The organism is Nocardioides sp. NPDC000445, from assembly GCF_040300245.1.
Taxonomy (GTDB): domain Bacteria; phylum Actinomycetota; class Actinomycetes; order Propionibacteriales; family Nocardioidaceae; genus Nocardioides.
The window spans coordinates 156,035-175,631 of sequence record NZ_JBEPDH010000015.1; the positions used below are offsets into that span (position 1 = coordinate 156,035).

Below are 19,597 nucleotides of genomic sequence, written 5' to 3' on the forward strand. Positions count from 1 at the left end.
GGGCCTCGAGAGCGTTGAGCGGTTGTCAGGCAGCGTGACGAGCGGTCGCGGGCGCACTGACTTCGACCCAGCGGGCCTCCATGTGCTTACGGCCGCGGCGGTCGACGACGGGGAGCCAGCGGAGCTCGAGCTTGCCAGTCACTTTATTTCCGTTCATCAGACACCTCCTGTTCACCTTGTGTTCACCTAAGGTACCGCACCCCCACTCCGATGTCCAAGCAGTCGCCCAGATGGCGTGCGGCGCTCCACTTCGAGACACCGAAAGGTGCGATGCGGTGTGTGCCGCCCCACTTGGGCCGAAAGGGCAAGTTCTGCCCGAAATCGGGCAGAAATTTGAACCTTGTCCCGTGGGTGGCTCACAGTTGGTGGAGTGAAGGCCGAGCAAGCGCTGATCGACCACCTGGTCGCCACCACCGGGCTCCGGCCCGCAGAGGCGGCGCGCGTGATCGAGGACGTGGTGGCGTACTTCGACGAACCGGTCGAGGCCTACGTACGCCGCCGGCATGCACAGCTGAAGACCTACGGCGCGAAGAACGACGCGATCTTCGCGCAGCTCTCCGAGGAGCTTCGGGCGCGGGTCGTTGCCGCGCCGCAGCTGACCGAACGGCAGCTGCGACGGCTCATCTACGGATAGAACGACGAATGGATTGGACGGGACACATGTGCGGAATCGTCGGCTACATCGGACCCCAGCAGGCCGCCGGCCTGCTCACCGAGGGGCTGGCCCGGCTGGAGCACCGCGGCTATGACTCGGCGGGCGTCGCGGTGCTGGGCAGCAGGCTGCAGGTGGTGAAGAAGGCCGGCCGCGTACGCGATCTGGTCGACGCCCTGCCGAAGCGGTTCTCCGGCAAGGTCGGCATCGGCCACACCCGGTGGGCCACCCATGGCCCGGCCAACGACACCAACGCCCACCCGCACGTCTCCGCCGATGGTCGGGTGGCGGTCGTCCACAACGGGATCGTCGACAACGCCGCCTCGCTGCGGGAGCGGCTCACCGAGGCGGGCGTCGAACTGGTCAGCGACACCGACACCGAGGTCTTCGCCCACCTCGTCGGAGCGTCGACCGCTGACACTCTGGAGGCCAAGGTCGTCGACGCGCTCTCCCAGGTCGAGGGCACCTGGGGCCTGGCCGTCGTGCACGCCGACTTCCCGGACCGCATGGTCGTCGCCCGCAACGGCTCGCCGCTGATCGTCGGCGTCGGTGACGGAGAGATGTACGTCGCCTCGGACCTGGCCGCGGTCGTACGCCACACCACCACTGTCGCCCACCTCGACGACGGCGAGCTCGCGACCATCACCGCGACCGGGTTCACCACCTTCCGCCAGGACCTGACCACGACCACCACCACGGCTCGCGAGGTCGATGTGGATCCGTCGGCGTACGAGTACGGCGAGCTCGCCGACGAGCCGCGGATGTTCACCGAGATCCTGGAGCAGCCGTCCTCGGTCGAGCGGGCGCTCCGTGGCCGGCTCGACGAGCGGTTCGGCACGGCGCATCTCGGTGGGCTCAACCTCGATCCGCGCGAGCTGCGCGCGATCCGCCGGGTGAAGATCCTCGGCTGCGGCTCGGCCTACTACGTCGGCCAGATGGGCGCCGGGCTGATCGAGGAGCTCGCCCGCGTCCCCGCCGACGCAGAGGCGGCCTCTGAGTTCCGCTACCGGAACCCGATCATCGAGCCCGACACCCTCTACGTCGCCGTGTCCCAGTCCGGCGAGACGATCGACACGCTGCTCGCCGTGCAGGAGATCAAGCGCAAGGGCGGGCGCGTGCTCGGTGTCGTCAACGTCGTCGGCTCGGCGATCGCGCGCGCAGTCGACGGCGGCATCTACCTGCACGCCGGCCCGGAGATCGCGGTCGCCTCGACCAAGGCGCTCACCAACATGTTCGTCGCGTTCTCGCTGCTGGCGCTCCAGCTGGGCCGCGTACGTGACCTCTCGATCGCCGACGGGAAGCGGCTCATCGCCGGCCTGCAGGCGCTGCCGACCCAGATCGAGGAGATCCTCAAGAGCGAGTCCCACCTCGAGGAGGTGGCGGCCCGGCTGGCCGAGGCCGAGTCGATGTTCTTCGTCGGTCGCGTACGCGGCTATCCGGTCGCCCGCGAGGGCGCCCAGAAGCTGAAGGAGATCTCCTACCGGCATGCCGAGGCCTATCAGACCTCCGAGCTCAAGCACGGTCCGCTCGCGCTGATCTCGGAGTCAGTTCCGACCGTGGCGATCGTGCCGCAGGACGAGCTGACCGACCGCAACGTCGCGGCCCTGCACGAGATCAGCGCCCGCCGCGGGCCGCTGGTCGTCGTCACCCACCCCGACGTCGACCTCGGCGAGCTCGACGCGCTGCGCGTGGACGTACCGAAGAACGAGGTCGAGCTCGATCCCATCCTGCTGACGATCCCGCTCCAGCTGATCGCCTTCCACGCCGCCAAGGCCCTCGGCCATGACGTCGACAAGCCCCGGAACCTCGCTAAATCGGTCACGGTCGAGTAGCGGTGTCCGCTTCAATGGGCACCATGCGCCTCGCAGGGATCAACATCCATCCGGTGAAGTCGACGGCGATCCGCCCGGTCGAGGAGGCGTACGTCGGCAGGGCCGGGATCGTGGGCGACCGCGAGTGGCTGGTCGTCGACGGCAGCGGCAAGCTGGTGACGGCTCGTGAGGTGAGGGAGCTGTTCACGGTCGTGGCGGACACGCCGTCGACCGGCGGGCCGGCGGGCGTGGACCTGCTGCTCAACGCTCCCGAGATGGACTCGCTGGAGGTGGCGGTGCCCGAACGGGAGGCGCCGGCCGTCGGCGTACGTTTCTTTTCGAAGTCGCTCACCGCGCAGGCCGTCGGGGAGCCTGCCGACGCGTGGCTGAGGAAGGCGCTCGGCCGCGACGACCTGAGGCTGATGTGGTGTGCCGACCCGACGAAACGAGCGATGAACCCGGATAAGTATCGGCCAGGTGAGTTCGCCGCGTTCCACGACTCCTCGCCGGTGTCGCTGCTCACCGACGCCTCGGCCGACCAGGTCGACGCGTGGGCCGAGGGCGACGTCCCCGCGCAGCGCTTCCGTGCCAACCTGCTGATCGAGGGCGCCCCGGAGGCGTTCGCCGAGGACGGCTGGCGGGAGGTCGCGATCGGTGGCGCTCGGTTCCGGGTCGCGGCCCCGATCGACCGGTGCGTGATGACGACCATCGACGCCGACACGCTGGAGTCGGGCAAGGACCCGCTCCGGGCTCTCGCCAAGCACCGCCGCTGGGACGGCAAGGTCTGGGCGGCGGTGCATCTCGCCGTCGCCCATCCCGGCGAGATCGCGGTCGGCGACGAGGTCATCGTCTCCTGAGTGACGGGGGCCACCGCGCCGAGGAATGCCGAGATCGTGCTATAAGGGCCTACCGTTGGATGGTGAGCACCGACCCTGAATCTGCCGTATCCACCACTACCGCGCCCGAGGAGCCGAGTGCGCCCAGCGGTGGGTCCAGCGTGGAGGCTGAGCAGGGTCCGACGTTCGACTCACTCGGCCTCTCCGCCGGCGTCCTCGAGGCCGTGAAGGCGCTCGGTTACGAGACGCCTTCGGCGATCCAGGCGGCGACCATCCCGTCGCTGCTCGAGGGCCGCGACGTCGTCGGTCTCGCGCAGACCGGCACCGGTAAGACCGCCGCGTTCGCGCTGCCGGTGCTCTCGAACCTCGACGTCTACCAGAACGCGCCCCAGGCGCTGGTGCTCGCGCCGACGCGCGAGCTGGCCCTCCAGGTGTGCGAGGCGTTCGAGCGTTACGCGTCCAACCTCGACGGCGTACGCATCCTGCCGGTCTACGGCGGCCAGGGCTACGGCCCGCAGCTGACCGCGCTGCGTCGTGGCGTCCACGTCGTCGTCGGCACCCCGGGCCGGATCATGGACCACCTGGAGAAGGGCACGCTCGACCTCTCCCAGCTGCGCTTCCTGGTGCTCGACGAGGCCGACGAGATGCTCAACATGGGCTTCGCGGAGGACGTCGAGACCATCCTCGCCGACACCCCCGAGGACAAGCAGGTCGCGCTCTTCTCGGCGACGATGCCCGCGCAGATCCGCCGGCTGTCGAAGAAGTACCTTCGCGACGCGAAGGAGATCTCGGTCAAGGCGAAGACCCAGACCGCCACCAACATCACCCAGCGCTACCTGATGGTGTCCTACCCCCAGAAGGTCGACGCGCTCACCCGCATCCTCGAGGTCGAGAACTTCGAGGGCATGATCGTCTTCACCCGCACCAAGTCCGAGACCGAGTCGCTGGCCGAGAAGCTGCGCGCGCGTGGCTTCGCCGCGACCGCGATCAACGGCGACATCGCCCAGGCCCAGCGCGAGAAGACCGTCAACCAGCTCAAGGACGGCTCCCTGGACATCCTGGTCGCGACCGACGTCGCGGCTCGCGGTCTCGATGTCGAGCGGATCTCGCACGTCGTCAACTACGACCTGCCGACCGATGTCGAGGCGTACGTCCACCGCATCGGCCGCACCGGCCGCGCCGGCCGCACCGGCGACGCGATCTCGTTCGTCACCCCGCGTGAGCGGTGGCTGCTGCGCGCGATCGAGAAGCACACCAAGGCTTCGCCTGCCCAGATGCAGCTGCCCTCGGTCGACGAGGTCAACGCGACCCGCCTCTCCCGCTTCGACGACGGCATCACCGCCGCGCTGCAGGAGGGCGAGCGCATCGAGTTCTTCCGCGACGTGGTGCGTCACTACGTCGAGGAGCACGACGTTCCCGAGGTCGACGTCGCGGCCGCTCTGGCCGCGGTGCTCCACGGCGAGGAGCCGCTGCTCCTCGACCCCGAGCCCGAGAAGCCCGCCTACGAGGACCGGCGCGGACGTCGCGACCGCGACGACCGCGGCAGCGACCGTGGCCCCCGCCGCGAGACCGGTACGTCGCGCCACACCGGGCAGCCGCTGGCCACCTACAAGATCCAGGTCGGCAAGCGCCACCGCGTCGAGCCGCGCCAGATCGTCGGCGCCATCGCCAACGAGGGTGGCCTGCGCCGCGCTGACTTCGGCAACATCTCCATCCGCAACGACTTCTCGCTCGTCGAGCTCCCCGCGGACCTGGCTCCCGAGACCTGGAAGGCCCTCGAGTCGACCCGCATCTCCGGCAAGCTCATCGAGCTCTCCGAGGACTCCGGCGGCGGCCCCGTGCGCCGTTCCGGTGGTCGCTTCGACAAGGGCGGCCGACCGGGCAGCTCCGACTTCGGCGACCGCCCCCGCAAGCCGCGCCAGAAGCGCAAGTTCGACTGACCTGAGCTGACCCGAACCCGCCGAGACGTCACTCGCGCCGGTCGAGACGTCACCATCGTGACGCCTCGACCGGCGTACGTGACTTCTCGGCCGACGTAGCCGACGTCTCGGCGAGGATCAGCAGGCGGCGAGGGTGCGCTGGGCCGAGAGGGCGACCAGGGCGAACGGTGCGGCCATCAGGGCCAGGGCGCTGAGGGCCAAGAACACGGTGAGGCCGCCGGTCAGGATCAGCATGGTGAAGCCGATGATCGGCACGATCATGGCCGTGGCCAGGGACCAGGCGGCGGTCAGTCGGGCCGTACGGCGCCCGACCCGGAGCCAACGCTGACCGATCGCGGTCACCGCCAGGGCGACCAGGGCGCCGAGGGCACCTGCTGTGCCGACGTACCCGATGACGATGTCGAGGACGTGGAAGAGGCCGCTGTCCGGAGCGGCTGAGTGGGCGCTCGCGCCGAGCTCGATCCCGCCGTCCCACAGGAAGGCCTGGGGGAGCATGACGAGGACGAGCAGGATGGCCGTACGTCGGGCGGCGCCGATCGCGACGGTGTCGCGGAAGCCGGGGGCGACGTCGTCGACCGAGCCGAAGTCGCGCAGGGCGAGCGCCTCGGCCTCGGTGGGTGTGTAGCCCGCGGCGGTGTAGGCATCGGTCGCGTCCTCGAGGTGGTCGCCGGCCTCGCGCAGGAGGTCGCGCCGGGTCCAGCTCGGTCCGGGGATCGCGGCGCGCAGGTCCGCAAGGTAGACGTCGACGGCGCTCATGCGGTCAATCCTCCGTCCTCGGCGCTGTCTCGCACATCAGGGAACTCCCTGAATGACTCGCCAGAAGTGCCGTCTCGGCCGACGGAAGTGCCGTCTCGGCTGGGGTCAGGCTTCGCCGAGTACGCCGGAGACGACTTTGGCGAAGGTACGCCACTCCTGACGGTGGGCGGCGAGGGCGCTGCGGCCGGCGGAGGAGAGCTCGTAGGTGCGACGTTTGCGGCCGCCGACCTCGGACCAGGAGCTGTCGAGGTAGCCGGCCTTCTCCAGCCGGCGCAGAGCGGGGTAGATGGTGCCGGTGGGGAGGTCGAGCTCGCCGCCGCTGCGGGCGCTCAGGGCCTCGATGATCGCGTAGCCGTGGAGGGGCTGTGTCTCGACGACGGCCAGGATCAGCGAGTCGAGGTGGCCACGGAGGGCGTCGGCTTTCATGTAGACAGCCTACACAGTCCGTCGTACATTGTCTTCATACATGTTGCCAGGCTACCTATAGCCAGGCGAGACACGACAGGAGACATGATGACCACACAGACGATCACGAGACCCAGTCCGCTGCGGCGGCTCGCGTCTTTCTCCCAACGCCATCACTGGACCGCGCTGCTGCTGTGGGTGGTCGTCCTGGTGGGTGTGACGGCGGCGGCGCAGAGCATTGGCGACGACTACCGCAACTCCTTCGACATCCCTGGCACCCAGTCGCAGGAGATGGCCGACCTCCAGGCCGAGCACGGCGGGTCGACCGGTGACCAGGTGCGTGCGGTCATCCACGACGAGCGCGGCTGGAACACCGACCAGCAGGCCGTGGACCAGCTGCTTGCCGACCTCGCCGAGGTCCCGCACGTCGAGACCGTCGAAGCGGCGGACCCGCAGCGCGGGTCGGTGAGCGAGGACGGTACGACCGCGCTGGTCACCGTGGTGATGGACGCCGAGGCCGGCGAGCTCCCGGTGAGCGCCTATGAGCCGTTCCTCGAGCTGGCGGACGAGACGTCGACCGACGACCTCCAGGTCGAGATGGCCGGCGACTCGATGCGCGAGGTGAACGAGGGCGAGGGCGGCAGCTCCGAGGGGATGGGCATGCTCGCCGCGCTGGTGATCATGCTGTTCATGTTCGGCTCGTTCCTGGCGGCGAGCCTGCCGCTGATCACCGCGATCTTCGCGGTCGGTACGACCTTCGGCGTGGTCACGCTGCTCTCGCACCTGACCACGATCCCGGACTACACCGCGCCGATGCTGATGATCGTCGGGCTCGGCGTGGGCATCGACTACGCGCTGCTGGTCTTCTCGCGCTACCGCAGCGAGCTGCTCGGCGGCGCCACCCGCGAGCACGCCACGGCGACCGCGATCGACACGGCCGGCCGCTCGGTCCTCTTCGCCGGCGTCAGCGTGATCCTCGCGCTCTGCGGCCTCTATGTGCTGCAGCTGACCTCGATCCAGGGGGTCGTGCTCGGCGTCGCCCTCACCGTCCTGATGACCATGATCGCCGCGGTCACCCTGCTGCCGTCGCTGCTGACGCTGTTCGGCAAGCGCCTGGAGAAGTCCGTACGCAAGCACGCCGCCCGGTCGCGGCGTGAGCCCGGCCAGCGCTGGCGCGCCTGGGCCTCCGGCGTCCAGCGGCACCCGTGGGCCGCGCTGATCGTCTCCCTGGTCGCTCTCGGCGCGCTGGCCACCCCGGTCCTCAGCCTCCAGCTCGGCTTCGCCGACGCCGGCAACGACGACCCCTCTTCGACCACGCAGAAGGCGTACGACCTGGTCAGCGACAAGTTCGGCCCCGGTGCCAACGGCCCGCTCGTCATCATGACCGAAGGCTCCCAGGAGCAGGCGGTCGCTGCGTACGAGGAAGTCACGGGGTACGAAGGCGTGGCCTCCGTGACCCCGCCGCAGCCGTCCGCCGACGGTGCGGTGTACACCTCCATCGCCTTCCCGGAGACGGGCCCGCAGGACGCCGAGACCACCGAGCTGGTCAAGGATCTCCGGGAGGATCTCGGCGACGACGTCCTCGTCGGCGGATCGACCGCGGCGCTGATCGACTACTCCGACGCGGTCGGAGAGAAGCTGCCGCTCTTCATCGGGCTCGTCGTCGGGCTCTCCGCGCTGCTGCTGATGTGCGTCTTCCGGTCCGTGGCGGTCGCGATCAAGGCGGCCATCCTCAACGTCCTCTCGATCGGCGCCTCGATGGGCGCGATGACGTACGTCTTCCAGGAGGGGCTGCTGGGGGTCGAGCCAGGTCCGATCGAGGCGTTCCTGCCGGTGATGACCTTCGCGATCGTCTTCGGGCTCTCGATGGACTACGAGGTCTTCCTGATCTCGCGGATGCGCGAGGAGTGGCTGCGCAGCGGCGATGCTCAGGAGGCGGTCCGCGAGGGGCTGGCGCACACCGGCGGCGTCATCACCGCGGCGGCCGCGATCATGGTCGTGGTCTTCGGGGCCTTCTGGTTCAGCCCGGACCGGATGCTGCAGGAGATGGGCTTCGTGATGGCGGTGGCGGTGCTGCTCGACGCGGTCGTGGTGCGATGCCTCATCGTGCCGGCGGTGATGCGGCTGCTCGGCGCCCGCGCCTGGTGGCTGCCGAAGTGGCTCGATCGGCTCCTGCCGCGTCTGCAGAACGTCTGATGAACCTGGGTAAGCGGGTTCCGGACAGTTACTTGGACGTGCAACAAATTTCCTGCGGGCGGCCGTAAGGGCGCGTACAACCGAAGGGAAGGACCGCAACCCCAAGCGGTCCCTGGCTTTCGGGAGTTGCCATGAACGGTTCGACCTTCCGCCTGTCCAAAGTCCGCCTCGCGGTCTCCCTCACCTCCATCGCCCTTCTCGGCGCCGGCCTCGCCGTCGCCCCAGGCTCCCCGGCCAATGCGGCCGGGGAGCCTTACGTCGCGCTCGGTGACTCCTACTCATCCGGAGTCGGCACCCGCAGCTACATCAACGACGGCAGCAACTGCATGCGGTCGACCCTGGCGTACCCGAGCCTGGTCGCCGCGGCGAAGGGCTACAGCCTCAACTTCCGCGCGTGCTCGGGTGCGGTCGTCGCCGACGTCACGAGCAGCCAGCTCAGCGCGCTGTCCAGCTCCACCCGGTACGTGACCATCTCCGTCGGTGGCAACGACGCCGGCTTCGCCGACGTGATCACCGAGTGCGCTCTCCCCGCCTGGGCGAGCGACTGCGCGGGAGCGGTCGCGGGCGCGCAGAACTACATCCGCAACACGCTCCCGGCCAGCCTCGGGACGCTCTACTCGAGGATCCGGTCGGCAGCGCCCAGCGCGAAGGTGGTGGTCGTGGGCTATCCGAAGCTGTTCATGGGCGAGGACTGCAACGCGCTCACCTGGTTCAGCCCGCAGGACGAGGCGATCCTCAACGACACCGCGGTGCTTCTCAACAACACCACGGCCTCGCGGGCGAGTGCCGCCGGGTTCAGCTACGTCAACCCGATCAGCCGGTTCACCGGACACGCGGTCTGCGACGACGTCGAGTGGATCAACGGGCTCTCCAACCCGATCGAGGAGTCCTACCACGCCAACGCCGCCGGCCATCGTGACGGCTACACCCCCCTGGTGAGCTCGCCGCTCACCGGCGCCGCGGTCACCGCGAGCCCCGCCGTGGTCGCCGCGGCCGAGGCGACCGGTCCCGCGCAGGCCGCCAAGCAGAGGAAGTACGCCGCTCTGGACCGCCACATCGAGCCGAAGGTGTTCCAGCCGCCGACCCGTGAGCGTCTGGAGAAGCTCGCCGACCAGCGCGGCGTCGACCTGGACGCCTGGCTTGCGACGCACTGATCCAGGTGGTGGTGAAGCCGGGCGTGTCCACCAGGCGCGCTCGGCTTCACAACCTCCGCGTTGGACGGGTGTAACCCAATCTTGGGGGCAGGGCTGATAGAACCGTTCCATGCGAGTCTCCCGGGGCATAGCGGCCCTTGCTGTTGCCTTACCGCTGCTTGCCGCATGTGGTGGGGCCAAGGAACCGGGTCCGAGCATGTCGACCCTGACCACGGCGCTGGAGACCGGCACCTTCACGAAGGTCGACTTCGTGGCGAAGACCGATCCCGCCGCCGTCGCGACCGACTACAGCAATCTGACCGGCAACCTGTTCGGGAAGCTGGGCGCGCCCGACGTGTCCGCGACCAAGCCGGTCTTCTCCGGGCACGGCACCGACAGCGCGAAGTCGACGCTCACCTGGGCGTGGGGACTGCCGGGCGGCCGATGGACCTACGAGTCTGAGGTCGAGCTCCGCAAGACCGACGAGAAGTGGGAGTTCGTCTGGGAGCCGACGGTCGTCGCCCCGACGCTCGCCGAAGGACGCAGCCTCCACGTCGAGACCGTCCAGCAGCAGCGCGGCGAGATCCTGAGTACGTCCGGAGCGACCCTGGTCGCGGATCGACCGGTTGTCACGGTTGGCATCGACAAGACCCTGATCGACCCGGTGGCGGCTCCCGCGGCCGCCCGCGACATCGCCGCGATCGTCGGCATCAACCCGAAGCGCTACGCCAAGCGCGTCAAGGCGGCCGGTGACAAGGCGTTCGTCGAGGCGCTCTCGATCCGCAAGCCGATGATGACGAAGGCCAAAGCCGCGAAGATCGCCAAGATCAAGGGCGCGGCGATGCTCAACCGAACCCTCCCGCTCGGCCCGACCAAGGAGTTCGCCTCGCCGGTCGTCGGCATCGTCGGTGAGGTCACGGCGGAGATGATGAAGAAGAAGCCCGGGACCTACCTCCCGGGTGATCTCGCCGGTCTCTCCGGCCTGCAGGCGCGCTACGACGAGCAGCTGCGCGGGAAGCCCGGGCTCCAGGTCGCGGTGCTCGGAGACGAGGGCGAGGTGCTCAAGCGGCTCTACAGCACCGACCCGATCGACGGGAAGTCGCTCACCGTCACCCTCGACGAGCGGCTGCAGAAGGGCGCCGAGAAGATCCTGAAGCGCGTCGAGCCCGAGAGCGCCCTGGTAGCGATCCGGCCCAGCGACGGTGCCGTGCTGGTCGCCGCCAACGGCGCGGACAACAAGATGAACCTGGCCACCTACGGCCAGGCGGCTCCGGGCTCGACCTTCAAGGCCGCGACCACGCTGGCCCTGCTGCGCAAGGGTCTCAACGCCACGAGCCAGGTCGAGTGCCCGGCGAAGACCACCGTCGACGGCAAGACCTTCAAGAACGACTCCTGGTACCCGAAGTCGGCCCTCGGCGAGATCACCCTCGCCCACGCTGTCGCCGAGTCCTGCAACACCGCCATGGTCGGCGTCGCCGGCGAGGTCGGCCACGCCGAGATCGCCTCCGCCGCAGCCTCGCTGGGCTTCGGCATCGACCGTGACGCCGGCTTCACCTCCTACTTCGGCCAGATCCCCGAGCCGGCGGGCGAGACCGAGCACGCCGCCGACCTGATCGGACAGGGCAAGGTGCTCGCCTCGCCGCTCGTGATGGCCACTGTCATCGGCTCGATCCAGGCCGGTCACACCGTGGTCCCGACCCTCGTCGAGGGCCAGGTCGCCAAGCCGTCGGGTGTCGAGCCGCTCGCCGCCGACGAGGCCGAGCAGCTGCGTACGATCTTCCGGGGTGTGGTCACCGACGGCACCGGCAGCGGGCTGCGCGACGTACCGGGCAAGCCGGTGATCGCGAAGACGGGAACGGCGGAGTTCGACCGCAACGGCAAGCGCCTCACCCACACCTGGATGATCGCGGCGCAGGGCGACCTGGCCGTGGCCGTCTACGTCGACGAGGGCGAGAACGGTGCTGCCACCTCCGGGCCGCTCCTCGAGGCGTTCCTGCGGATGGCCAACGAGCGCTGAGGACCGCCAAATAGGATGTGGCCCGGCCGTGAGGCCGGGCCACATTCGATTTCCCTCGATGTTTCTCTACCGACGGGGGGAACAGTAGAGAAGCTCGAGGGGCGAGCCTGGCGGCCTTTCGGCCGCGAGGCCCGGTCGAGGTTTGGAGTGCTCCCTCCCTACGTCGACGTGGATACATAACCAGACTTGTTCCTGGCTGTCACGTCTATGTCGGTTTTCTACCGGATATGTGACCGGGTGTTAGCAATGTGTGGATCGGTCACTGCCCGGCCGGGATCTCCACGGTGCCGTTCGCCGGGGTCGAGTCGGCGGCCTTGCGGAGCATCGCGCCGAGGTCGACGCCGGTCGTGGTCTTGAGCATGTTGAGGGTCTGGATGACGTTGTCGTTGACCTGCTTCGGAATGGCACCGGCCCCCTCGGTGGAGAGCACCGTGAGGTTGTCGATGGCGCTGATCGGTGCGGCGACCTCCCTGGCGACCTGGGGCAGTACCTCGATGAGCATCTGCAGCACGGCGGCGTCGTTGTAGGACGCGAACGCCGCGGCGCGCTTCTCCATCGCCTCGGCCTCGGCGTGACCGACGGCCAGGGTGGCGGCAGCGCTTGCCTCACCCTCGGCCCGGGTGGCCTCGGCGCCGGCCAGACGCAGCGACTTCTGCGCGTCACCGCGCCGGGCGCCCTCGATGGCCTCGGCCTCGGCCAGAGCGGCACGGCGGGCCTTCTCGGCCTCGCCGGAGAGTCGGGCCTGCTCGGCGTCGGCCTCGGCCGCGGCGATGGTGGCTGCCTTGCGGGCCTCCGCGGCGGCGATCTCCGAGCTGCGGCGACCCTCCGCCTCCTGCTCGACGCGGTAGCGCTCGGCGTCGGCGGGCTTGCGCACCTGCGTCTCCAGCTGGCGCTCGGTCAGCGCCGCCTGGCGTACGGCGACCTTCTCCTGCTCGGTGAGGATGGCCTGGTCGCGGTCGGCCTGGGCGAGCGGGCCGGAGGCGGCGGCGTTGGCGGCGGCCGCGTCGGTCTCCGCCTTGATCTCGGCCTGCTTGAGCGCGAGCGCGCGCTGGGCGATCGCGATCTCCTCCTCGGCCTTGATCCGGGCCTGCTCGGCGGCGCGACGGGCCTCGGCCTCGGCGATCGAGGCGGCCTGGGTGATGCGGGCAGCCTCGGGGCGACCCAGGTTCGTCAGGTAGGAGCCGTCGTCGGTGACGTCCTGGATCTGGAAGGTGTCGAGGATCAGGCCCTGGCCGGTGAGCGACGACTCGGACTCGTCGGCGACCCGCTGCGCGAACGCGGCCCGGTCACGGATGATCTGCTCGACGGTCAGACCGCCGACGATCGAACGCAGCGCGCCCGCGAGCACCTCCTGCGTGAAGGGCTCGATCTCCTCCTGCTGGGAGAGGAAGCGCTGCGCGGACAGCCGGATCTGGTCGGCGTTGCCGCCCACCTTCACGATCGCGACGCCCTCGAGGTTGAGCTTGATGCCCTGCCCGGAGACCGCACCGCGGATCTGGACCGAGATCCGGCGCGAGGAGAGGTCCATCGTGGCCAGCTTCTGGACGAACGGCACCACGAAGACGCCGCCGCCGAGCACGACCTTCTGGCCCGACAGGTCGGTGGTGAGCTGACCGGTCTCGGGGTTGAGCACCGCCTTGCCCTTGCGGCCGGTGACGATGAAGGCCTGGTTGGGACCGGCGACCTTGTAGCGGCTGGTGACCAGCAGCAGAAGCAGGATGAGAAGTACGACAAGGCCGGCGATCGGCACCAGCAGTTCCATGAGGATTCCTTCAGTCAGGAGGTGATCTCGCGCCACGTCGGCGCGACGGTGACTGCCGTCGGTGAGAGGACTCCGGTCACGTGCACGGCGGTGCCGGGCGTGATCGCCTCATCGGAGTCGGGCGCCTTGGCGTTGTAGGTCACCGTGTGGCCCCCGAGGGCGACCCGCACCACGCCGAACCCGTCCGCCGGGATCGTGGTGATCACGGCAGCGTCCAGGCCGACGGCGGCCTCCCCCGAGGGTGCCGCGTCGGTCTGGTCCTCCTTCAGCAGGCGAGTCAGCCACAACGTGAACCAGGCGAAGAGCGCTCCGACGACGGAGCCGATCAGGATGGACGGCAGCAGGCCGAGGTCCAGCGGCCCGTGGGCGATGGCACCGCCGAACCCGAACGCCGACACGAACCCGGCCAGCGCGGCGGTGGAGTAGGAGTCACTCGCCAGCCAGTCCAGCAGGCCGCCGAGGAAGCCGTCGAGGAGGTCACCGATCACCAGCGACACCAGGAGGAGGCCCAGCCCGACGGCTCCGATGATCAGGAACGTCGTCACACCAGATCCTTCGGCAGAGTCTCCACACTGAACAGCAGTCTTAGGCGGACCCTATCCGTGTCTGATGCTGCCTGTCCGCGCTTTAATCGGCCTGTTGATCTGCCTGGTCGAAGGTCCAGAGCAGAAGCTCGGTCGGTACGCCCGCACTGACCGTGAATTCCGGCGGCAGGTCGTCGCCGGCGGTCACCTCGAAGGCGTCGCCGGCGGTGAGCGGCTCGGCCATTCCGCTGCGCAGGAGGGCGCCGGAGGCGACGTGGAGATGGCGGAGCCTCGCCTCCGGGAGGGTGATCTCGGCAGGGCCGGCGGTGCCGACGTGGCCGACCCGCAGTGTCCCCTGGCCCAGGCGGACCGCTTCGGTCCACTCGCCCTCGACCGCGGCGACGTCGTGGACGGCGTACGCCGGCGTGCCGGTGCTGCCGGCGATCCACACCTGGATGAACCGGGTGCCGGCGGCCGAGGCGAACTCGGAGTGGTCGACCCCGTCGCCGGTGGTGAAGACGCCGACCTGGCCGGGGGCGACGGTCCCGGTGGCGCCGGTCGAGTCGGTGTGGGTCACCTCGCCGGACAGCGGCCAGGTCACGATGGTGACGCCGGCGTGGTGATGGGTCTCGAAGCCCTCACCGTTGCGCAGCAGGTGCTCGTCGTAGGTCACGATCGGGCCGAAGCCGACGCGCTCGGGGTCGTAGTGGGAACCGAATGAGTAGGTGTGCCAGGTAATTTTTCCTGGCCGGAGGCCGGGGGGACGTTCCGTGAATCGGGCGTTTCCTCGGCGGATCTGGGCAGTCACAGTCATGATTGTGCCGTGGCGTTTCCCAAGTTCCCGACTGGCTTCGTGTTCGGCACTGCAGACGCCACCCGGCCGGGGGGCGAGCAGGATGTTGCGCTGCTTCAACGTCTCGGTGCGCCGGGATACCGGTTCGCGGTCTCCTGGCGTGAGCTTCAGCCGGGTGGGCGCGGTGTCTTCGATCCCGATGCCCGCGCTCGTTACGACCGACTGGTCGACGAGCTGCTCGAGGCAGGTCTGCGCCCGTCGGCCACGCTCTACGCCGGGGAGCTGCCGGAGCCGCTGGCCGCCGACGGCGGCTGGCTCAACCGCGCCACGGTCGACGCGTTCGGCGACTACGCCGAGACGGTCGTGGACCTGATCGGCGACCGAATCCCGGAGTGGGTGCCGGTCCAGGACCCCAACGTGGCCGGCTACCTCGGCTACGGGCTCGGCACGATCGCGCCCGGCCGTCGCGCGGGCTGGGGGGTCGTCGCGGCGATGCACCACCTGCTCCTCGCCCACGGCCGCGGCGTGCAGGTGCTGCGCGCCGCCGGGGTCGAGTCGGTCGGGTGTGCCAACCACCACGAGCCGATCTGGCCGCTCTCGGAGGATCCCGCCGACGTCGGCGCGGCCAAGCTCATCGACCTGGCCTGGAACGCGGTGCCTCTCGAGGCGATGCTGATGGGCCGCTACCCCCGTGACATCGCCGGTCTCGCCGACGAGGTCACGATGCCGGGCGACATGGCCGTCATCCGTTCACCGCTCGACTTCTACGGGGTCAACTTCTTCGCACCGCAGCGCATCGGCGCCTCCGCCGAGGGCGACGACATCCCGTTCCGGATGGTGCCGCTCGTCGGCTATCCCGCCACCGACACCGGCTGGGGCGTGGTGCCCACCGCGCTGCGGGAGTGGCTGATCATCACCCGGTCCCGCTATCGCGCCGCGATGCCGCCGATCGTGGTGACCGAGTGCGGTGCTGCGTACGACGCTCCGCTGGTCGACGGTGAGGTCGACGACCAGGCGCGGATCGACTACCTCGAGGCCCACCTGGAGGCGGTCTCGGCCGCGATCGAGCGCGGCGTCGACGTACGCGGCTTCTACGCCTACACCCTGCTCGACCGTGACGGCTGGGAGGCGCCGTTCACCGGCAAGGACTGGGAGGACGGCGTGGGCGGGAAGTACGGCCTGGTGCACGTCGACGCTGCCGGGGTGCGTACGCCCAAACGCTCCTTCGGGTGGTACGCCGAAATGGTCGCCGCCCACGCCGAGGGCGCCCCGACGGGCTGACTAGAAGGCGAGCTTCTCGCCGATCGCCTTGATCGCGTCCATGTCGCCCGGGTGCGGCACCCAGGGGAGCGTGAGCGAGTCCCTGGTCTTGTCGGTGTAGCGCGGGATCACGTGGAAGTGCAGGTGGAACACCGTCTGCCACGCGGCCGGACCGCAGTTGTTGAGTACGTTGACCCCGTCCGCCTGCAGAACGTCGACCGCCCGCTTCGCGACCGCCTGGGCGGTCTTCGCGGTCGCCGCGAAGACCGCCGGGTCGGCCTCGAGGACGTCCTTGGTGTGCGTCTTCGGCACCACCACCGTGTGACCTTCGGCCGCCGGGGCGATGTCGGTGAAGGCGTACGTCTCCTCGTCCTCGTAGACCTTCGTCGAGGGGATGTTGCCCGCGACGATGTTGCAGAACAGGCAGTCGGGATCGCTCATATTCCGAGGCTATCGGGTCACAGGCCCGCGGCGACCTCGGTGCCCTGCTGGATCGCACGCTTGGCGTCGAGCTCGGCGGCGACGTCGGCGCCACCGATAAGGTGCCAGTTCGGCTTCTCGGTCCACAGGTCGCGCACCGACTCCTGGCCGGCGCAGAGGATCACGTGGTCGACCTCGAGCGTGAGCGGCTCGCCGTCGACGGCGTAGTGGAGGGTGAGGGAGTCGTCGCCGGCCTCGATCTTGTCGTACGTCGCGCCTCGCACCTGCTTGACGCCGTCCTGCTTCAGGTGGGCGCGGTGGGCCCAGCCGGAGGTCTTGCCGAGGCCGATGCCGATCGGGGTGGACTTGCGCTGCAGCAGGGTCACCTGGCGAGCCGGCGCGTCCAGGACCGGCGTGGTCAGGCCGCCACGGAAGGTCGCCGGGTCACCGACACCCCAACGGGCCTTCCACTCCTCGAGGGTCTCCGGCTGGTGGGTCAGCCAGGCGGACACATCGACGCCGATGCCGCCGGCACCGATGACCGCGACGCGGCGGCCCGGGAGGACCCGGCCGGCGAGCACATCGGCGTACGTCACGACCCGGTCGTCCTCGGAGCCGGCGATCTGCGGGATCCGCGGGGTGACGCCGGTGGAGACGATGACATGGTCGAAGGCCTCCAGGTCGGCGGTGGTGGCCTCGGTGTCGAGGCGAACCTCGACGCCCAGCACCTCCAGGCGACGGGTGAAGTAGCGCAGCGTGTCCCTGAAGTCCTCCTTGCCGGGCACGGCCATCGCGAGGCGGAACTGGCCGCCGACCTGCGAGGACTTCTCGAACAGCGTCACCGCGAAGCCGCGCTCGGCAGCCGAGGTGGCGGCGGCGAGGCCGGCCGGTCCGGCGCCGACGACCGCCACGGTCTGCTTGAGCTTGGTCGGCCTGAGCACCAGCGTGGTCTCGCGCGCCGCGCGCGGGTTGACCAGGCAGGAGGCGGCCTTGTTGGAGAAGGCGTGGTCCAGGCAGGCCTGGTTGCAGGCGATGCAGGTGTTGATCTCGTCGGTGCGGCCCTCGGCGGTCTTCTTGGCGAACTCGGGGTCGGCCAGCAGCGGCCGGGCCATCGAGACCAGGTCGGCCTTGCCGTCGGCGATCGCCGACTCGGCGAGCTCGGGGGTGTTGATCCGGTTGGAGGCGCAGACCGGGATCGACACCTCGGCCTTGAGCCGGGCGGTCATGTCCAGCCACGCACCACGCGGGACCTGGGTGATGATGGTCGGCACCCGCGCCTCGTGCCAGCCGATGCCGGTGTTGAAGACCGAGACGCCGGCGTCCTGGAGCGCGTACGCGAGCTCGATCGTCTCCTCCCAGGTCTGGCCGTCCTCGACCAGGTCGAGGATCGAGAGCCGGAAGATGATCGGGAAGTCGTCACCGACCAGCTCGCGCGAGCGCCGCACGATCTCCACCGGGAACCGCATCCGGTTGGTCGCGGTGCCGCCCCAGCGGTCCTCGCGTTGGTTGGTCCGCTCGGCGAGGAACTGGTTGATCAGGTAGCCCTCCGACCCCATGATCTCGACCGCGTCGTAGCCCGCCTTCTTCGCCAGCGAGATGCTCTTGGCGAAGTCGTTCACGGTCGCGTCCACGGCCTTGTCGGAGAGGGCCGCGGGCTTGAACGGGTTGATCGGCGCCTGGACGGCCGAGGCGCTGACCGAGAACGGCGTGTAGCCGTAGCGACCCGCGTGCAGCACCTGCATCGCGATCGCGCCGCCCTCCTCGTGCACCGCGCCGGTGACCCGGCGGTGCTGGGCGGCGTGCAGCCGGGAGCTCATCTCGCTCGCGAACGGCTTGAGCCAGCCGCGCTTGTTCGGGGCGTAGCCGCCGGTGATGATCAGCCCGGTGCCGCCGCGCGCCCGCTCGCCGAAGTAGGCCGCCAGCTTCGGGATGTCCCACGCGTGGTCCTCGAGGCCGGTGTGCATCGACCCCATCACCACCCGGTTGCGCAGCGTGAGCGACCCGATGGTGATCGGTGAGAGCAGGGATTCGTACGCCATGGCCGTATGCTACTCACGAGTAATAAGAAGTGGCCAGTGCCGGTTCCTCTAGTGAGCCCCTTCTCGCCCGGTCCGTTCCTGAGCGCCCAACGTCGATCCTGTTCCTTTTGCTAGACGATGACACCTTGTGAAGCCTTCACAAAGCGTCATCGTCTAGTAAAAGGAACGGATCCAGTGTTCTGGCTGGAACCCGGCCGGGCGGTTTCCACAGGGTTATCCACAGGATCTTGATTTCGGTCGCACAGGCGTGGCATCGCTTCCTAGCGTCCCTGGGTATGGGAGCCACTACGCGAGTCACGACGCGCGAGGGGATACGCCGCATCTGCGAGCTGCACATGATCGGGAAGGTCGAGGCGAACCGGGTCCTGACCGCAGGCCTCGCCGGCCCGGGGCAGAAGATGGGCAGCGCGATCGTCTACGACGAACACAGTCTGGCCGAGTTCCTGGCCCGACCGCGCTGCACGGACCAGACGTTGGAGGCCGTCCGGCCGGTCGTCGTCAGGCTCGGCCGTGGGCGCAAGCTGAACGTCTCCCAGACCTGGGACGAGCAGGCCGAGATCGTCAGGCGAAACTGGTACGTGCCGCCTCTCCTCGGATTGATGCTCGATCGGTGGGGGTGCCTGGACGGCCGCCGCTTCCCGCTGGTCGCGACGATCGCCAGCTGGGTGGTGTTCGGTGCGGAGGTCACTGGCCACACCTACGACCGAGGCGCGCCGCCTGCTGCGAACCGCAGCACGCCGCCGCGTACGTTTCACGTCGAACCACCCGGCGACTGGTTCGAGCCGATCAAGGAGACCTGGCTGCCGCTGGAACACGGACCGACGGTGACGGTCTGGGGCGCGCCGACGAACGGCCCGTTGCGCGAGGTCGACTGGCTCAGAGCGGATGCGGAGAAGCAGAAGGAGCAGCTCGAGTACGAGATGTGGCTGCGGTCCGCGCCGGCGCTGCGCGAGGTGGCGCAGGTGGGCCTGACCGACGCCGATGCGATCCTTCGAGCTTGGGACCAGGCTGCCCCGCCTCATCCGGAGACCGGACGAGACGGGGCAGCGTAGA

Annotated in this window: 17 protein-coding genes; 9 read left to right on the forward strand and 8 right to left on the reverse strand. The window is 69.4% G+C overall.

Translation table 11 applies throughout. The features are described from left to right. Positions 1-25 precede the first annotated feature (25 nt). On the reverse strand, positions 26-157 hold the full coding sequence (locus tag ABT304_RS20410; RefSeq protein WP_350717934.1) for a hypothetical protein: 132 nt from the start codon (positions 155-157) through the stop codon (positions 26-28). Positions 158-370: 213 nt separating this feature from the next. On the opposite strand from ABT304_RS20410, the gene ABT304_RS20415 reads away from it, so the two are divergent. Genes ABT304_RS20415 through ABT304_RS20430 form a run of 4 tightly spaced genes read left to right on the forward strand, consistent with a single transcriptional unit; the run spans position 371 to position 5,239 of the window. Further along, positions 371-634 (forward strand): hypothetical protein, encoded by a 264-nt coding sequence (locus ABT304_RS20415; protein WP_160025902.1) that lies wholly within the window; start codon positions 371-373, stop codon positions 632-634. A gap of 26 nt (positions 635-660) precedes the next feature. Next, the gene (gene glmS / locus ABT304_RS20420; RefSeq protein WP_350717936.1) at positions 661-2,484 is read left to right on the forward strand and encodes a glutamine--fructose-6-phosphate transaminase (isomerizing); all 1,824 of its coding nucleotides are present in this window, start codon (positions 661-663) and stop codon (positions 2,482-2,484) included. 23 nt (positions 2,485-2,507) lie between these two features. Continuing rightward, entirely contained in the window at positions 2,508-3,320 is an 813-nt protein-coding gene (locus tag ABT304_RS20425; RefSeq protein ID WP_350717938.1) for an MOSC domain-containing protein, read from the forward strand. Positions 3,321-3,379: 59 nt separating this feature from the next. Continuing rightward, positions 3,380-5,239 carry a DEAD/DEAH box helicase gene (locus ABT304_RS20430; protein WP_350717940.1) on the forward strand — a complete coding sequence of 620 codons (1,860 nt, stop codon included), beginning with the start codon at positions 3,380-3,382 and terminating at the stop codon, positions 5,237-5,239. Positions 5,240-5,356: 117 nt separating this feature from the next. Here ABT304_RS20430 and ABT304_RS20435 read toward each other — a convergent pair whose 3' ends face one another. Together ABT304_RS20435 and ABT304_RS20440 are read right to left on the reverse strand one after the other, a co-directional pair. After that, complete coding sequence (locus tag ABT304_RS20435) at positions 5,357-5,995, reverse strand: permease prefix domain 1-containing protein (protein ID WP_350717942.1); 639 nt, start codon at positions 5,993-5,995, stop codon at positions 5,357-5,359. Positions 5,996-6,100: 105 nt separating this feature from the next. Further along, complete coding sequence (locus ABT304_RS20440) at positions 6,101-6,421, reverse strand: PadR family transcriptional regulator (RefSeq protein WP_350717943.1); 321 nt, start codon at positions 6,419-6,421, stop codon at positions 6,101-6,103. An 87-nt stretch (positions 6,422-6,508) separates the two neighbouring features. Here ABT304_RS20440 and ABT304_RS20445 point away from each other — a divergent pair, with 87 nt between their 5' ends. The 3 genes from ABT304_RS20445 (at position 6,509) to ABT304_RS20455 (ending at position 11,746) form a co-directional block, all read left to right on the forward strand. Next, a complete protein-coding gene (locus ABT304_RS20445) occupies positions 6,509-8,596 on the forward strand; it encodes an MMPL family transporter (protein WP_350717945.1) in 2,088 nt (695 codons plus the stop codon). 131 nt (positions 8,597-8,727) lie between these two features. Then, complete coding sequence (locus ABT304_RS20450) at positions 8,728-9,750, forward strand: SGNH/GDSL hydrolase family protein (protein ID WP_350717947.1); 1,023 nt, start codon at positions 8,728-8,730, stop codon at positions 9,748-9,750. 196 nt (positions 9,751-9,946) lie between these two features. After that, positions 9,947-11,746, forward strand: coding sequence for a penicillin-binding transpeptidase domain-containing protein (locus tag ABT304_RS20455; RefSeq protein WP_350717948.1), 1,800 nt, complete (start codon positions 9,947-9,949; stop codon positions 11,744-11,746). 259 nt (positions 11,747-12,005) lie between these two features. On the opposite strand, the gene ABT304_RS20460 is transcribed toward ABT304_RS20455, so the two are convergent. The 3 genes from ABT304_RS20460 to ABT304_RS20470 form a co-directional block, all read right to left on the reverse strand. Continuing rightward, a complete protein-coding gene (locus tag ABT304_RS20460; RefSeq protein ID WP_160025893.1) occupies positions 12,006-13,508 on the reverse strand; it encodes a flotillin family protein in 1,503 nt (500 codons plus the stop codon). A 14-nt stretch (positions 13,509-13,522) separates the two neighbouring features. Then, a complete protein-coding gene (locus ABT304_RS20465) occupies positions 13,523-14,053 on the reverse strand; it encodes an NfeD C-terminal domain-containing protein (protein WP_160025892.1) in 531 nt (176 codons plus the stop codon). An 82-nt stretch (positions 14,054-14,135) separates the two neighbouring features. Then, positions 14,136-14,840, reverse strand: a complete 705-nt coding sequence (locus ABT304_RS20470; protein ID WP_350717951.1) for a pirin family protein — start codon at positions 14,838-14,840, stop codon at positions 14,136-14,138. Between the two features lie 45 nt (positions 14,841-14,885). On the opposite strand from ABT304_RS20470, the gene ABT304_RS20475 reads away from it, so the two are divergent. Next, complete coding sequence (locus ABT304_RS20475) at positions 14,886-16,106, forward strand: glycoside hydrolase family 1 protein (RefSeq protein ID WP_350717953.1); 1,221 nt, start codon at positions 14,886-14,888, stop codon at positions 16,104-16,106. Here ABT304_RS20475 and ABT304_RS20480 read toward each other — a convergent pair whose 3' ends face one another. Then, positions 16,107-16,526 (reverse strand): HIT family protein, encoded by a 420-nt coding sequence (locus tag ABT304_RS20480; RefSeq protein ID WP_160025889.1) that lies wholly within the window; start codon positions 16,524-16,526, stop codon positions 16,107-16,109. A gap of 17 nt (positions 16,527-16,543) precedes the next feature. Next, a complete protein-coding gene (locus ABT304_RS20485) occupies positions 16,544-18,544 on the reverse strand; it encodes an NADPH-dependent 2,4-dienoyl-CoA reductase (RefSeq protein ID WP_350717955.1) in 2,001 nt (666 codons plus the stop codon). A gap of 275 nt (positions 18,545-18,819) precedes the next feature. On the opposite strand from ABT304_RS20485, the gene ABT304_RS20490 reads away from it, so the two are divergent. Further along, a complete protein-coding gene (locus tag ABT304_RS20490; RefSeq protein ID WP_350717957.1) occupies positions 18,820-19,596 on the forward strand; it encodes a hypothetical protein in 777 nt (258 codons plus the stop codon). The last annotated feature ends 1 nt before the right edge of the window (position 19,597 follow it).